The following is a 16,465-nucleotide window of genomic DNA, read 5'->3' as shown; positions in this document are numbered from 1 at the left end:
TTCTTCCCGGCTTGATCACGAAGAAGCCGTCATGCCGGCTTGGCTAAGCGTTCAGAACCAACGGTCGTTCTTCTTACGTCCACGGGTCAGCGCCGGCAGGATCAAGCCTGCCAGCAGGCCGGCACCAGCGATGCTGCCGCCGTAGACCATGTAGCGCATCATCACTTGCTTGTTCTCGTCGCCCAACCGCGCCTGGGTGTCGCGCAAGCTCGACTGGCTCTGGTCAAGCTGTTCGTTCAGCGCCTGATTGCGCGCTTGCAGTTCGTCGATCAGTTGCTTGCGTGAGTCCAAGGTTTCCTGCATGCCCTGCACGCGGTTCTTCCAGCTGTCGTCGATGTTCTTGAGCTGTCCGGAAAGCTCGGCAACCTGGGCGTCGAGTTGCGGCAGGCGCTCGTTCTGGCCGGGTACCGATTGCAGGTCGCTGGTGAGAATCCAGACCAGATCGCCGTTCTGTCCACGCACCTGGCTGTAGTTACCTTGGCTGCCAACCAGAGTCACCGGTTGGCCGGACTTGAGCGTGCCGACGATGCGGTGACCGTCGGTCGGACCACTGCGCACGTAGGTGCTCAGGCTGTCGCTGACCCAGCGGGCGTCGCTGGCGGGCGCTTGTTCGGCATGGACCGGGACGGCGAGGGCCAGCAAGGTGGCGAGCAGGCTGATGCGCAGGGCAGGGAAGGCGGGGGAGGCTGGGCGGGATTCAGGCATGTCGGGTCTTCGCTGGAACGGGAAATATAGGCGCGGGGGCTGGGAAGGCAGCCACGGGCCGGCGAACTGGTCGGTTGTTTGACCGTCAGGGACAGACCGCGATTTTCGGGGCAGGTTCAGTACCTGACGTCGGAAAATGGTCAGGTTGGCGCCAAGTTTCGCGTTGGAAGTGGCAACTCGTCATTGAGGCGAGCTTGGAAGAAGTAACCGTGATCGCAATAACTTTAAGTAACGGTTTAGTTGCCGGGTCGGGTTGATGCGGGTGCCTAGTAGGGACACCTCGGTAAGTTGGGCTTGCTCACGTAATGAGGAAGTCTCTGACTTCAAATGTGCAATTGCAAACACTGTGTTTATTTTTTCTGCGAGTGAATATATCGTCGAAATGACCACTTTTTGATTTAGGTCAATGCGTCGATGCAGTTCAAGTTGCTTTTATTGAAACGCGGTGGTGGGGTGGCATGAGGACTTTGTGGTCGTTTTTGGGCGCAGCTTGTAGGAAGCTTCCTTATTTCTCTAAAGGGCTGGCGTCACCTGAAAAGATCCGTCATTGTGGTCGAGGGAAAGGCTTCCGGCTGTACTGGCGTTCATATACCCGTATTCAAAGTTTCATCCTATAGTTCAGGGGGCGGCGGCGTTTATAGATAACGTCGGTTGCCGCCAGGTATTCGCAGGAGGCGGTATGGCGTCAAACAGTTTTCAGAACGAAGTGCCCAAGGCACGCGTGAACATCAAGCTTGATCTGCATACGGGCGGTGCTCAGCGCAAGGTGGAACTTCCGCTCAAACTCATGCTGATGGGGGACTACAGCAATGGCAAGGAGCAGCGCCCGCTGTCAGAGCGGCCGAAGGTAAATATCAACAAGCAAAATTTTGATAGCGTGCTGTCCGATCTTTCTCCGCGTCTCAAGCTTGTTGTTGAAGATACGCTGTCGGGCGACGGTGCCGAGACCCCGGTCGAACTGACTTTTCAGCGCATGAGGGACTTCGAGCCAGAGCAGGTTGCTCGACAGATTCCCCAGTTGCGTGCGCTGCTGGCGATGCGAAACTTGCTGCGTGAGTTGAAGGCCAATCTTCTCGACAATGCAACGTTCCGAGCCGAACTGGAGCGCATTCTTAAAGATGAAGCGCTGAGTAACGAGCTCCGCAAGGAACTCGCTGCTCTTGCACCGCAAAGCGGCTACTAGAAAACCATCATCTCGACAGGCGGGAAGCTAACAATGTCCGAAGAACAATCTTCTGCGCAATCGCGTGGCACGGCTGTGCAGGTGGAAGAACAGCAAAGCGTCTATCACGCGCTATTCGAAAGAATAAACCTTGAGCCACTTGATCAGATGGGCGGTATTGAGGTCTACCAGAGTGTGGATGCCTTGTCGGAGGCAACCGTCAACGAGCGTGTGACGGCGTCAGTGAGTGTCTTTCTGGAACGCCTCAAGCAGGTTTCTCCCAAGGTGGAGAAACTCGACAGGGCCTTGCTCGATGCGCACATCGCTTCGATTGATGCACAGATCAGCGGGCAGTTGGACGCGGTCATGCATCACCCGGATTTCCAGAAGGTCGAAGGACTCTGGCGCGGCGCGAAGTCGTTGATTGACCAGACGGACTTTCGTCAAAACGTTCGTATTGAGCTGCTCGATATCAGTAAGGACCATCTGGCGCAAGACTTCGAGGACGCGCCAGAAATTTCGCAAAGCGGGCTGTATCTGCACACCTATACCCAGGAATACGATACACCTGGTGGTGAGCCGATCGCAGCCGCTGTTTCGAACTACGAGTTTGGACGAGGTCCGCAAGATATCGCGCTGCTGCGCAATGTTTCCAAGGTGGCCGCTGCCGCGCATATGCCGTTCTTGTGCTCGGTTGGCCCGGCGTTCTTCGGAAAGCGCACCATGGAGGAAGTTGCCGCGATCAAAGACATCGGGAACTACATGGATCGCGCTGAGTACATCAAGTGGCACGCCTTTGCCCAAAGTGACGACGCGCGTTACGTCGGGCCGACCATGCCCCGTGTCTTAGGTCGCCTGCCTTATGGGCCCGACACGAACCCCGTGCGTTCTTTCAACTACGTAGAGCGCGTCAAAGGGCCGGACCACAGCAAATACCTGTGGGTAAATTCAACATTCGCGTTTGCGGCCAACATGGTCAAGAGTTTCATCGCCAATGGTTGGTGCGTGCAGATTCGAGGGCCGCAGTCCGGAGGGGCAGTCACGAACTTACCGATCCACTTGTACGACATGGGAACCGGTAGTCAAGTCAAGATTCCTTCGGAAGTGATGATCCCCGAAACCCGGGAGTTCGAATTTGCCAATATGGGTTTGATCCCGCTGTCCTACTACAAAAATCGTGATTACGCCTGTTTCTTTTCTGCTAACTCAGCCCACAAGCCGGCGCTGTACGACACGGCCGAGGCCACGGCGAATAGCCGTATCAATGCGCGCCTGCCTTATGTGTTCCTGCTCTCGCGTATTGCTCATTATTTGAAATTGATCCAGCGCGAGAACATTGGCACCACCAAAGACCGGCGCCTGTTGGAGTTGGAACTCAATCGATGGGTGAGTGGATTGGTTACCGAGATGACGGACCCTGGAGATGATTTGCAAGCCTCGCATCCACTGAGGGAAGCAAAGGTGATTGTCGAGGACATCGACGACAATCCCGGCTTCTTCAGGGTCAAGTTGTTCGCTGTACCGCATTTCCAGGTTGAAGGTATGGACATCAATCTCTCACTGGTTTCGCAGATGCCCAAAGCAACATCTTGACGGCGGTTGCAGGAGTTTATGGCGTGAAGATCGATCGACCTCTATGGGCGTCCGGCGTGGTGTTGTCTGCGCAGCAGTTTCAACAGCAGGCACGCTATGAATCGTGGGCCAATCAAAGTATTGCCTCACTGACCTTGGTCCATCCGTGGGGCATCCGAAATGTGGCATTCGATGCCGATGCACTGAGGTTGGGCAAGCTGATGGCTACTCGGCTTCAGCTGTGTCTGCCGGACGGTACTTTGATTGACACCGATCGGTTGGATCGACTGCCCAGTGCCCTGGACCTCTCTCGGGTAATGCCCGCTGATATCCAGACGGTAACGGTTGTGCTCGCTTTGCCACTGGAGCAGGCCAATGGTAACAACTGCCTGTTCGAAGGGATCTGCGCGCAGCGGCCCATCCGGTATCACCAGACATGGCGTGAAATCAAGGATCTCTACACCGGTGAGTCGCAGTCGATCAGCGTGCTCGAACAGGCGTTGAGCTTGCGTCTGGCTGATGACGATAACGCGGATTACCTGACTTGCCCGGTGGCTCGTTTGCTGCGTGATAGCAAGGATGGATGGGCCGTCGACGTTACCTACATCCCGCCATTGCTGAAGTTTGATGCGCATGCTGGATTGCTGCTTCAACTCGACAACCTGCTGACCCAACTGTGCGCCAAGCGTGAGCGCTTGATGGGTATGCGACGGGAGAGCAATGAGCGCATGGCCGACTTCGCCGTTGCGGATGTCACGTTGTTCTGGTTGCTCAATGCCTTGAATACGTACCAGCCTGTTTTCGCTGACCTGAAGGCGCAGCCTGGTCGACATCCCGAGCAGGTTTACCAGCAACTGGTGAAGTTCGCTGGCGGCCTGATGACCTTCTCGCTCGACCAGCACGTGGAAGACATTCCTGCCTACCAGCACGCGAATCTCGAGGCGGTTTTCCCACCGTTGATGCGCATCCTTTACAGCTTGCTAGAGGCAAGTCTTCCGTCTCGTATGTTGGCGTTGGTCCTGGAATCGCGTAGCGCAAACCGCTGGCAGGTTGCTTTGAACGATCCGCGTCTGCGGGAACCTGGAGGTGCCGACTTCTATTTGTCGGTCCGCTGCCGGCTGCCTGCCGTTCAAGTTCAAAGCCAGTTCCCACGGCTTTGCAAAATCGGCTGCCCGGATGATGTCGACCACTTGGTCAATGCTGCGCTCGATGGCGTCCCTCTGACACCTTTGAGCCACGTGCCCGCCGCAATACCGCTGCGCCTGGAGAATCAGTACTTCGCGGTTGACCTCAGCCATGCAAAAGGTCGCGCCATGCTGGCCGATGGGAACTGTGCGGTGTATGTCCCGAGTGTATTTCAGGATGTCCAACTCGAATTGTTCGCGGTGCTTCGCTCATGAATCGTGCAAGGCAGAAGACCATCGCAGCCGAAGTGGACATCGATGCACTGCTACAGGACACCTATCTGTTGGTGGTCGAGCTGCGACACGGTAAAGAGGCGCACGCCAATCCAGCGCTGTGGTCACGTTGCGTTGCTGATATAGAACATGTGCGAGCCATGCTTCAACAGGGCGGTATGGATCACCGTAGCATTGAGCTGATCAGTCATGCGCAATGTGCCCTGCTGGATGAGACGGTGCTTGCTTGCGCCGAGGGGCAAGCCCATGAGGGCTGGGTGATGGAGACCTTGCAGGCGAAGTTCTTCAGCAGCCACCAGGCGGGGGAATCGCTTTATGAAGATATGCGCGCTGCGCTAAGTGACGCGACGGTGCACCCTCATGTACTCACGGTCTTTCACCGGGTACTGATGCTCGGCTTTCTCGGCCGCTACCGAGATGTCAATCACCCAGAGCGACAGCAGTTGTCTACCGCCATCTCTGCCGCGGTGCCACCTATGGGCATTAGCCACTCGCTGGTCATCCCGTCAGGCACTGGCCCGCGGATGCCTATCTTCGGATGGCTGCGCGCTCCTCTGATCCACATCGTCATGGCCGCTGCCCTGGTAGTGGGTGCCTGGTGGGGGCTGGATTACGCGTTAAGCCAGGCAGTGGACTCACTCTTGCCGGTGCAGGAGTGAGCGTAATGCCGCAGATACACAAACAAAGGCTTTGGCTATGGGCCGGTGTACTGTCCTTGTTGGTAATTGCCACGTTGCCGCTGCCTGTAGAAGTTCAAGCCTTCGCTGTTCTGGCAGTCGCTGCTTTGGTGGTGTTGGCTTGGCGGCGGATTTCGCGTGCTGCAGGAAGACGTACAGCGCAGCAAAGGATCGGTTCTGTAAGCCTGCCTGCTGGGTCCTATCGTCATCCCGTAGTTCTAGTGGTCGGCGATTTCTTGGCCGAACTGTTTGGAACCTCGTCTGCTGAACAGTTGGCGCTGCGGGTTACAGGTGAGGGGTGTTATGTGCCAGTGCCCGACCTTTTGCAGTTGCCCGCAACCGTGGCCGATCTCTTGCTCGAGCGGCCAGAGTGGCACGGGCAGCTCAGCGTCATGTGGCTCGTCAATCCCAGCGCCCATTCTGACGGCGCAGTGCTTGCGAGCCAGATACAAAGCTTGCGCCACCAGGTCACGATATCGGGCAAACAGGTTATGCCGCTGCTGGTTGTGAGCTATTTCCAGAGTGCAATGGGGGCCTCGCCCTGGTTCAGCTGGGAGGCTAAAGCGTCGAGTGTGCGAGTACGAGAGGGGGGTGAATGCCTGAGCCTGCCAGAATGGCAGCGCAGGGGCAAAGGTCCCGAGCGCCAAGCTGATCGACTACGGATTACGGTGCAGTTGAACGCTGCCATCGGTTGGCTGAACGCAGTGTGCTTGCCGGAAATGCGCCTGCGAAATACCTATCACGGGATCGCAACTGCATTAGCTGTCGCGGTTGCATTCGTTCCCAGGCCTGAGGGGGCGCGTGGCAACGACCTCTGGCAACGCTGGCTAGCAGAGCGGACAGGCCTGTCCTTCAGTGGTGGGGCTGATCATGGCAAGGCGTCGTTGCCTTTTCCTGATGCATTGCTCCATTTGCTGCCCGGGAGAATCAAACACAGCCCGCGCAGTAGGGCTGTGGTGATAGGGGTCTGGTTGTTCGCACTGGCGGCTTGCGTCGCGTTGATCAGCTCGGCGAGGCAGAACACGCTCTTGGTGCGTGAGGTCACCGATGATCTGCGGCGCTACACCAGCGCTTCGCGCAGCGCCGATGCGGAAAAAGGGTCGCAGCGTCAGGGAGCTCTGATAGTCCTGCGCCGGGATGCACATCGCCTGGATCACTATTATCGCCAGGGAGAGCCGTGGTCGATGGGAATCGGGCTTTATCAAGGCGAAAGATTACGGCCTTCAGTGCTGGCTACGATCAACGGGCACCGCATCCCGGTGATGCCTCAAGGCCCCCCTGACAAGCCGCGCACGATTCGTCTGGACAGCTTGGCGCTGTTCAACAGTGGCAGCGCGCAGTTGAAGCCAGAGTCGACCAAGTTCCTGGTGAATGCGTTTGCGGGGATCAAGGCCCAGCCAGGGTGGCTAATCGTGATCACGGGCCACACGGATGCGACCGGTAGTGATGAACAGAACCTGCGCTTGTCGCGAGCACGCGCCGCTGCGGTTCATGACTGGATTCAACACATGGGTGACATACCGGGCAACTGCTTCGCAGTACAAGGCTTGGGCGCAAGCGAGCCCGTTGCAAGCAATGACACGGAACAAGGACGGTCGGCCAATCGCCGAGTCGAAATTCGCCTGGTGCCGGAGGCGGGGGCTTGTCAGTCCTCGACTACGGCATCGGGATTGCAACCCCTGTCGCACTCCGCGACTCCCAACGCTTGAAATGAGGAACTTCTAAATGGCTATCCCTGTTTATCTGTGGCTGAAAGACGATGGCGGAGCCGATATCAAAGGCTCGGTGGATGTAAAAGATCGTGAGGGCAGTATTGAAGTGGTCGGTCAAGATCACACCCTTTATATCCCCACTGATAACAACACCGGCAAATTGACCGGTACGCGCATTCATACGCCGTTCGTATTCACTAAAGAGATCGACGGCTCTTCGCCTTATCTCTACAAGGCTGTGACGACTGGACAAACACTTAAAGTAGCGGAATTCAAATGGTACAGGATCAACGATGCCGGCCAGGAGGTTGAATACTTCAATACCAAGCTGGAAAACGTAAAGGTCGTAAAAGTTGCGCCGAAAATGCATGACGTCAAAGACCCCGCCAAAGAGAAACACAATCACTTGGAGTTGGTCGAGCTGCGCTACGAAAAAATCACGTGGGCTTTCAAGGATGGAAACATCATCCACTCGGACTCCTGGAATGAACGCCCTGGCGCCGCTGCGGCTGGATGATAAAGGAACGTCGCTTCCGTTTCATTGACGGCCTCCAGGCTCTTGGGTTGAACGTCCGTGCGCGGACGTTCAGCTGAGTACACCTCAGATAAAACAGATGCGCTTCGCACCTGTGGCCACATGCTGGTCATTGACGACAAGGATGCCCTGTATGGCACATGATCCCACTCGCTTGCTACGTCGGCTTAACGCCTATTGTACGCAAGCACTTACGGCGGCCGCGGCTCTATGCCAGGCACGTGGGCACCGTCATATCACAGTTGAGCATTGGCTGTTGAAACTGTTTGAGCAAGGCGAGGGTGATCTCGCCGTCATTGCACGCCGATATGAATGGGATAAAGATGCTATCTGGCAAGGGCTGCTCGAGCATTTCGATACGCTGCCACGCAGTGCCCTTGGTAAACCTCAGTTGAGCAGTGAAGTACAGCAGCTGATCACAGATGCCTGGCTGTTGGCATCCCTGAATCTCGACAGTGAGCAGTTGCGTTCTGTTCACCTGCTGGCCGCGCTATTCGAAACACCCAACTTACTCAAGTGTGCAGCCGCTTGGCCGTTATGGAGCGTCGGTCCTACACAATTCGAACAAGTCAAAACGCTGCTTGAATGCCATTCCGAAGAGGGTCGCCTTCAACCGTCTCCAATGTCTCAGCCAGAAGAGCCAAGAAAGGCCAATGATGCGGTCGTCCCAGGCAGTGCTGCAGCATCGGTCGCTGTACTGGATCAGTTCAGCCATGACGTGACTGCCAAGGCAGCAGCAGGGCAGATTGACCCGATATTTGGCCGTGACGATGAAATCCGTCAGATGATCGATGTACTCAGTCGTCGGCGCAAGAACAATCCCATCCTCGTGGGCGATCCAGGGGTTGGCAAAACCGCGCTGGTCGAGGGCCTGGCTTTGCGCATCGCCGGCGGGGATGTACCCGATAGCTTGAAGCCGGTGCGTATCCGTACCTTGGACCTCGGCTTGCTGCAAGCGGGCGCAGGAGTCAAAGGTGAGTTCGAGCAACGCCTGAAGAACGTCATTGGCGCCGTTCAATGCTCGGATACGCCCGTGCTGCTCTTTATCGATGAAGCGCACACGTTGATTGGCGCAGGCAATCAGGCAGGCGGTGCGGATGCGGCAAATCTGCTAAAGCCGGCGTTGGCGCGTGGTGAGTTGCGCACTGTTGCTGCTACCTCCTGGAGTGAATACAAGCAGTACTTCGAGCGCGATGCAGCTCTGGAGCGGCGCTTCCAGATGATCAAGGTCGACGAGCCGGATGATGCCAATGCGTGTGTGATGCTGCGAGGACTCCAGGCACGCTATGCCAGCTTTCACGGCGTGCATGTTCAAGACGCCGCAGTGCAAGCGGCGGTTACCTTGTCTCGACGCTTTCTGACCGGGCGCCGGTTACCTGACAAAGCGGTAGATCTCATTGATACCGCCTGTGCGCGAGTTCGCATGAGTCTGGATTGTGAGCCCCACGCACTGGTGCAGTTGAAGACGCAACTGGCGGCGCTGGCCGCCGAGCGCTTGGCGATTGAAAAAGACTCGCAGCTGGCTGGCAAGGTGGCAGAGCCGCGCCTGGCCAAGATCGATGCACAGCGGGGGCAACTTGAAAGTCAGCAACGGGCATTGGCGGTGCAGCACCAGCAAGAGCTCGATCTGACCCACCAGCTGCTCAATGCTCGTCAGGCCGAGCAGATCGATGCGGCTGCGTGCGCTCAGCTTCAACAAGACCTCAGCGACGTACAAGGGAGTCGGCCCCTGCTGGCCCTCGACGTGTGCGCCCGCAGCGTGGCGGAGGTGATCGCAGACTGGACGGGCGTGCCTCTGGGCTGTCTGCTGAAGGACGAACAGGCCAGCCTGTTGAACCTGGAAGATCAGTTGGCCGAGCGTGTCATCGGGCAAGACTTGGCGCTTCGTGCAATCGCTCAACGATTGCGCGCCGCTCGGACAGGCCTTACTGACGACAAGGCACCGATGGGTACATTCCTGCTGGTAGGCACCAGTGGCGTTGGCAAGACAGAGACTGCACATGCATTAGCCAATTGCCTGTTCGGTGGTGAGAAGTCGCTGATCACGCTCAATATGTCTGAGTACCAAGAGGCGCATACCGTCAGCCAACTCAAGGGATCGCCACCCGGTTATGTGGGTTTCGGCCAAGGCGGCGTACTCACCGAGGCCGTCCGCCAGCGTCCCTATAGCGTTGTGTTGCTCGACGAAGTCGAGAAAGCCCACCGCGACGTGCTCAACCTGTTCTATCAAGTATTCGATCGCGGCTTCATGCGCGACGCAGAAGGAAGGGAGATCGACTTTCGCAACACGGTCATCCTCATGACGTCGAATCTGGGCAGCGACTTGCTGCAAAGCAGTGTCGAGCGCCAGCCAGACATTGAGCAAACGACGCTGCACGAATTATTGCGCCCCGTGTTACGCGAGCACTTCCAGCCTGCGCTGTTGGCGCGCTTCCAGACGTTGATCTTCCGCCCACTCGGGGCCAATGCACTCAAGCGCATCGTCGCCATCAAACTCGATCACGTGGCCAAGCGCTTGCTGCGTCATTACGGCCTGCCCTGTGAGATCGATGAATCGCTCTACGATGCGCTGGTCAACGCCTGCCTTTTGCCCGACAGCGGCGCCCGCAACATCGATAGTTTGCTCAATCAACAGATTTTGCCGGTGCTGAGTCAGCAGTTACTCCAGCGGCAAGCGCTCGGCCAGCCCATCCAGGCCGTGACGCTTGGATACTGCGAGGATACTGGCATCAGCTTGAGCTTTGCAGATGCTCATCAGCCAGCAGTGCTGGCTGCTCAGAGGGCTTGATCATGACGAGCGCGCTAACGGGTTCGACCCATAATCACTACCAGCTTGAAGTCCAAGGCCTTGCCGCTGAAATCGATATCCTGTCATTCAAAGGCGAAGAGTGGCTGAGCCAGCCCTTCAGCTACACCATTGCGTTCACCTCTCCAGAGCAGGATATCGAGGCCGCGCACATCCTTGCAAAGGACGCGAGCTTCTACCTGGGCAAGTCACATCCCAGCGCTCAGCATTTAATGGTCAACGCGGCTTCCCATACCTTGCATGGCGTGATCACCGGTTTCAAACGCGTCTCCGGCTCCCGCGATGAGGCGCGCTACCAGGTTACGCTCGAAGCGCATCTGGCATTGCTCGGACGGGGCAAGCAGTACCGGATCTACCAGCATCAATCGGTACCGGAGATCGTTGAAAGTGTCCTGCGTAATCGCCACCGGTTCGAAGGGCAACACTTTTTGTTCGACCTGGCGCGCGAGTATCCAAAGCGCGAACAGGTCATGCAGTACGGTGAAAGCGATCTGGTGTTCATTGACCGATTACTGGCCGAGGTCGGCATCTGGTACCGCTTCACTCACGATGATCGCCTCGCCATCGATGTGGTCACGTTTCACGATCATCAACGGTATTACCAGTTCGGCGTTACGTTGCCATACCGTCCGTTGTCGGGTTTGAGCGGTAATACGCAGGACGGCGTGTGGGCGCTGCAGGTCGAACATCAGGTCGTGGAGCAGCATGTGAACGTGCGTGCCTATCATCACCGAGAGGCGGCCGCTTATCTGGACGGCGAGGTTGACCACAGCGGTGGTGCGAGCACCACTTATGGCGAGGGCTACCACTATGGCGAGCCGTACACCGCGCTGGGCGATGCCCTTGACCAGGACGAGGATCTGCTCAGCGAAAGCGGCTACTTCTACGCGCGCCTGAATCATGAACGCTACCTCAACGACCAGACGCGTTGCAGTGGCATCAGCAGTAGCGTGACGCTTACCCCAGGACACGTGTTGACGGTCTCTGGCGGCGCGCCACAGGCCTTCGAACCTGGGGTGGTCATTACCCATATGACCGTCGAAGCAGCACGCGATCGCAGCCTGGAGGCCAAGTTCGACGCGATTCCTTACTCGGAATCGATAGGCTTTCGGCCGAACTTCAAAGGCAAACCACAAATTTCCGGGACGGTGCCGGCGCGGGTCACCAGTACTCAGAAGAACGATCCTTACGGCCATATCGATATGGAGGGACGTTACCGAGTCAACTTCCTGTTCGACCGGGACACCTGGCGAGCAGGCGAGGAAAGCGTCTGGCTACGTCTGGCACGCCCCTACGCCGGTGACACCCATGGCCTGCATTTGCCGTTGATCTGCGGTACCGAAGTGGCGGTGGCGTTCGAGCAAGGGGATCCAGACCGGCCCTACATCGCTCATGCCTTGCACGACAGTGAACACCCCGACCACGTGACGCTGCGCAACTACAAACGCAACGTGCTGCGGACACCGGCCAACAACAAGTTGCGCATGGACGATACGCGTGGGCAGGAACACATCAAGCTCAGTACCGAGCACAGTGGCAAGAGCCAGCTCAATCTGGGGCATGTAGTTGACGCTGAGCGCAAACCCCGAGGGGCGGGGGCAGAACTGCGCACTGATGGGCATGTCGCCATGCGCGGTGGCAGCGGCATCTTCATCAGTGCTGATGCTCAGCCTCAAGCCCAAGGGACAATGCTGGAGATGGGAGCAGCGTTGGCTCAGCTCAATAACGCTCTGGCATTGGTGAACGCACTGGCGCAAAGCGCAGCTGTGTCGGGAGCATTGCCAGCTGATAATCAGGCCCAACAGAGCCTACGGGAGGCTTTGGCGCGGCTCAAAGATGCGGGACTGCTTGCCTCGGCACCTGCCGGGATAGCTATGGTTACACCTGCAAACATCCAACTATCGGCAGAAAACTCTATTACAGCTACGGCTGGTGACAGTGCTGACTTCAGCCTATTCAAACGTTTTAGCGTGGCCGCAGGTGAGGCAATCAGTCTGTTCGCTCAAAAGTTAGGGCTCAGATTAATTGCGGCTCGTGGCCCTGTGGACATTCAGGCACAAAGCGATGCGATGACGTTACAAGCGGACAAGGAACTTGCTTTAAATAGCAGTAACGGCGAGATCGTTCTCAATGCGCAGCACGGCATCACTCTGGTCAGCAGAGGTGCCTATATCAAGATAAAAGACGGATCTGTTGAGATCGGCGCCCCGGGTGAACTGCATATCAAGAATGACAATATCGCTTGGGGAGGCGCTGCCTCATTGGAGAAGGCCCTGGCACCGATGATTCTGGAAGATCCCGTTTACAGCAATCCCATGCAAGGTGGCTTTCAAGTTAGAGATAAAGTCAGTGGCAAGCCAAAACCTCATGTACGGTATCGAATTGAAGCTGCTGATGGCAGCGTGCTGAGAGGCATGACAGATGGAAATGGTTATACACAATCCCACTATGGAGTTGATCTTCAAAGCATAAAGTTATTCTTTGAGTAACGTCGGGGTGATAGGAAATGAGCGGTGCGGATATCTCAGTAGCAGAGAATAGGATTTGCAAAAGTAAACCCGTTGTAGTAGCTCATCATCAATCGGCGCAGTGTTATTTTTGTCCGGAAGCCGAAGAGTTGGTCTTTATTGCTGATAGTGAGGCTGCAGCGTTTGAGGCGCATTGGAAGGAAATGCAGCAGTGCGTAAATGATTTTCATCAGGAAAAAATTAATTACTCCGTTGCAATTGAAAAATATGGAATTGCTGCAGAAACCACAGCAGCGCCTGAGGCGTCATTTCATGATGCTGTAGTGCGAGCGGAGGAAAAATTGGAGTTGAAGCGAAAAGAGTTAAAAGAAAAAATTGGTGAGTTTTCTACCCAAGACATGAAATATAATGATGTTGTGGAGCTTATTCCTGTTAGTGGTCAGTCTGCTAAAAGAAAAGCGGGTGAGAAACGAGCGCCTGTAGTTTATGTAAAAAAAGGTTACTACAGTGAAGGCAAGGATGGCAGAAAACTCCATACTGTGTCGTTGAAAAGTAGTGACAAAAAAGGCGGCGCTGAAAGTATCTTTGAACGACGCAGTGATGGAAAAATTCGACGTATAGACGACAAGAAGCTTAAGAGGCAACTTGCCGGATTGAATTGGCCAAAAATAAAAATTGATCTGAAGGATGTTGTTAAATGGACAGGCCTTGGTTTTGATCCTGAGGCGCTGAGTATGGATTGTTCACTTTTTGACTGGGCGGATAGCTGGAATGCTGCCGCACAAGGTGAGGCAAAGTGGGGGGATCATATTGACTTTGAAGGCGGAGCACAGTTTATGCGCTTTGTTTCCAATTTCGGAGCAAATGTTGAAATTGATCCACGTAAGCAACAATTCTCCATCAAAGGAGAGGGTGGCGGCAGCTTGACTGCGGCTGCCGGCATAGCGTCCTTTTCAATTTACGCCCCGGATCGCATCGGATGGGCGCTTACAGTTAATCCCTCTGATGAGAACGAGGTCCCGTTTGATTTAGGGATGATGCGCCTGAGTTTGAACGTTCGCTTGGCCGCATTTATTGGAGCGACGCTTCAGGTGGAGACTCAATTCCAGGTGGTCAGGAGTGGTGACCAGCAAACCGTCATGGGTCAACCTGGTCGTTTGAGACGTTTCAGTGAAAGAAGAAGCCGAGCTTACGATTTTCATAAGCAGATGAGCAGTGAAGATGAAGGGATAAAACTTTCGGCAGAAGCTTTTGCGGGTGCGAGGGCGGAAGGAACACTGACGGGATCACTGCAATGGTTAAAGCCGACAGCGGCAGGGGAAACAAATGGCGGTATACTGGAGACCAGTGGAGAGTACGTCGATTTTTGTAAAATAGGACCCAGTATTGCAGGGTTAGCGGGGGTGGGTGCCGGATTGAGTTTTCATTGTACTTTTATTAATGGGAAGTTTTGTTTTCATTTTGCAGCCTCTCTATGCAAAGGGGCAGGTGCCAAAGGTGGTTTTGTTTGTGAAGTGAATGGCAATACTTTTCTAGAGTTTGGTGCTTGGTTGATTTATCAACTGAATCAAAGGGATTATGGTTTTTTTAGAGTCATGGATATTGATGCATTTAGTGTGTATACGAAGTATTGTGTTATGCAGATGGAGCTCCTTGGAGGCGATGTGTATGAGTATTACTCATTCGCAAAAAAACCGATTGAAAAAATCGTAAATGATTTCACAAAACAGGTTGATGAATTGGCTGATGAGACGAAGAAAAGTGTTGATGCTTCGAGACGACGGAATCAGTTAGCTAAAAATGTTATCACTCGAAAGTTGGATCTGTTGCGCCACACACCTGAGGCTAAGGGTATATTGCTTTACCTCCTGACGCGTCATGGTAAGTGGGATAATGTAGATCCAGGAAATATAGAGTTTCTGGATCGCTACGGCGAACGAAAAGAGGCGGTGCTTTGTGTGCTTAGAAGTATTCAGAGCAAGCCGGAGTGGCGTAAAGTATTGTCTCGTGTCAATGCGGAAGGGAATGGCCCATCAGAAGGATACGCTGAGCTGGACGCCGTCGAGCGGCATGAACGAAGCTTGGTAGACTTTCTTAAGTTAGGGAAGGATCGAGATAGAGAATTCTATGAGATAAAATATGAGCGAAGCGAATTAGCCATAATTTATGATCGGTTGAAGGAGTTTAGTTCTTCTGGTTATGCGCTCGCTATGAATGATACGGTTTATTATAAGCTAAGCGTTGGTCTTAATCCAAATTACCCGCGACGCTGCAAGTTTGGTCCTTGTGATGCGGATGTTGTCTGAGTAAGCTCAGTTGGAGTGATCGTGAAAATTTTTAAAATGTCTATATTTTTGCTGGTTTTTTTGAGTTTGTCAGGCTGTGACCAGTTGGCGAGTGAAGTAGATAATAAGGGGCTCGAGATAACGTCGATCGAGATGAACCATTTTATCGAAGAAGTAAAAAGGGACTTGGTGTTTGTTGAGGGAGGTGAATATTTGATGGGGGATTATGGCTTAGAGTATGGGCCGGAGCAAATGTCTTATGATAGTGATGGAGACAGCCGGCCAGCACATAAGGTCAAGTTGAGCGCCTTTTCTATTGCAAGATTTAAGATCTCAAATAAAGAGTTTGAGATGTATCTTAAGAGCAGTGGTCTTAAGTTGCGTTCTTTTGAAGTGGGGGGGATACAGGAGAAGTGGAAGAACATTAATTCTTTACCTAATTTGCCAGCGCATATGGACTGGTATGAAGCCGAACGCTATTGCAACTGGCTGGCTAAAGTGTCCAATCTTCCTTTCTCATTACCCACGGAGGCCCAGTGGGAGTACGCGGCACGCAGCCGCGGGCAGTTTTTGATGGTGGCCACTGATGACGGTACTTATAAGCAGACCAATGATGGTTTTACTAAATATGGGGGAGGACCAAAAGGAATTAACATTTCTACTTCACGAGATCGTCGGGATTTTGCTAGACAAATGGGGTGGAGCACGGAGGGGCTTACGCCCTTGCCGGTGGACAGGTTTCCCCCCAATCCGTTGGGCCTTTATGCCATGTCGGATAATGGGCTGGAGTGGGTTAAGGATTGGTATGACGAAAATTATTATCAGTACTCCCCTGAAATTGACCCCCAGGGGCCGGAAACACCAGTGACCAAGGACTACTATGGCCGGGATACAAAAGTTACACGTGGTCAGGCATATGCCAATCCAAGCTGGGGAGGAGGAGTGAATGTGCACAGAACCCCTGAGAATCCGCATGGTTATGCATCCGAAGATAAAATGATTGTGTTGGGCGATAAAACGGCTCGGTGTGTTGTTGATAGTCACAATCGGATTGAGTAGCGGCGAGCTCTCTATTTCAGGGAGCATTTAGATATAGGATGCCTGGAAGGCGGCAATGATTTTATT

Annotated in this window: 11 protein-coding genes; 10 read left to right on the top strand and 1 reads right to left on the bottom strand. The window is 54.6% G+C overall.

Translation table 11 applies throughout. From position 1 onward, the window contains the following. Positions 1-51 precede the first annotated feature (51 nt). Entirely contained in the window at positions 52-705 is a 654-nt protein-coding gene (locus ACLEJW_RS04175; protein WP_313294822.1) for a TIGR04211 family SH3 domain-containing protein, read from the bottom strand. 679 nt (positions 706-1,384) lie between these two features. On the opposite strand from ACLEJW_RS04175, the gene tssB reads away from it, so the two are divergent. The 10 genes from tssB to ACLEJW_RS04125 all read left to right on the top strand — a co-directional run bounded on the left by tssB (position 1,385) and on the right by ACLEJW_RS04125 (position 16,399). Further along, entirely contained in the window at positions 1,385-1,888 is a 504-nt protein-coding gene (tssB, locus tag ACLEJW_RS04170) for a type VI secretion system contractile sheath small subunit (protein ID WP_313455360.1), read from the top strand. A gap of 33 nt (positions 1,889-1,921) precedes the next feature. Beyond that, positions 1,922-3,460, top strand: a complete 1,539-nt coding sequence (gene tssC / locus ACLEJW_RS04165; RefSeq protein WP_440777026.1) for a type VI secretion system contractile sheath large subunit — start codon at positions 1,922-1,924, stop codon at positions 3,458-3,460. 23 nt (positions 3,461-3,483) lie between these two features. Continuing rightward, a complete protein-coding gene (gene tssK / locus ACLEJW_RS04160) occupies positions 3,484-4,839 on the top strand; it encodes a type VI secretion system baseplate subunit TssK (protein ID WP_313294827.1) in 1,356 nt (451 codons plus the stop codon). Further along, the gene (gene tssL, locus ACLEJW_RS04155; protein WP_313294828.1) at positions 4,836-5,516 is read left to right on the top strand and encodes a type VI secretion system protein TssL, short form; all 681 of its coding nucleotides are present in this window, start codon (positions 4,836-4,838) and stop codon (positions 5,514-5,516) included. The genes tssK and tssL overlap by 4 nt, the downstream gene beginning before the upstream one ends. A gap of 5 nt (positions 5,517-5,521) precedes the next feature. After that, positions 5,522-7,243 carry an OmpA family protein gene (locus ACLEJW_RS04150; RefSeq protein ID WP_313294830.1) on the top strand — a complete coding sequence of 574 codons (1,722 nt, stop codon included), beginning with the start codon at positions 5,522-5,524 and terminating at the stop codon, positions 7,241-7,243. A gap of 16 nt (positions 7,244-7,259) precedes the next feature. Next, complete coding sequence (locus ACLEJW_RS04145; RefSeq protein ID WP_145186821.1) at positions 7,260-7,763, top strand: Hcp family type VI secretion system effector; 504 nt, start codon at positions 7,260-7,262, stop codon at positions 7,761-7,763. Between the two features lie 151 nt (positions 7,764-7,914). Further along, positions 7,915-10,569: a type VI secretion system ATPase TssH gene (gene tssH, locus ACLEJW_RS04140; RefSeq protein ID WP_313294832.1), complete on the top strand. Its 2,655-nt coding sequence runs from the start codon at positions 7,915-7,917 to the stop codon at positions 10,567-10,569. Continuing rightward, a complete protein-coding gene (locus tag ACLEJW_RS04135) occupies positions 10,569-13,076 on the top strand; it encodes a type VI secretion system Vgr family protein (protein WP_440777205.1) in 2,508 nt (835 codons plus the stop codon). Before tssH ends, ACLEJW_RS04135 begins: the two co-directional genes overlap by 1 nt. Positions 13,077-13,093: 17 nt before the next feature. Continuing rightward, positions 13,094-15,361 (top strand): hypothetical protein, encoded by a 2,268-nt coding sequence (locus ACLEJW_RS04130; RefSeq protein WP_440777025.1) that lies wholly within the window; start codon positions 13,094-13,096, stop codon positions 15,359-15,361. A gap of 21 nt (positions 15,362-15,382) precedes the next feature. Beyond that, positions 15,383-16,399, top strand: coding sequence for a formylglycine-generating enzyme family protein (locus tag ACLEJW_RS04125; RefSeq protein ID WP_313294835.1), 1,017 nt, complete (start codon positions 15,383-15,385; stop codon positions 16,397-16,399). The last annotated feature ends 66 nt before the right edge of the window (positions 16,400-16,465 follow it).

The sequence above is a fragment of the Pseudomonas sp. SMSB3 genome, assembly GCF_052041965.1.
Taxonomy (GTDB): domain Bacteria; phylum Pseudomonadota; class Gammaproteobacteria; order Pseudomonadales; family Pseudomonadaceae; genus Aquipseudomonas.
This window is presented reverse-complemented; position numbering and strand designations above follow the sequence as displayed.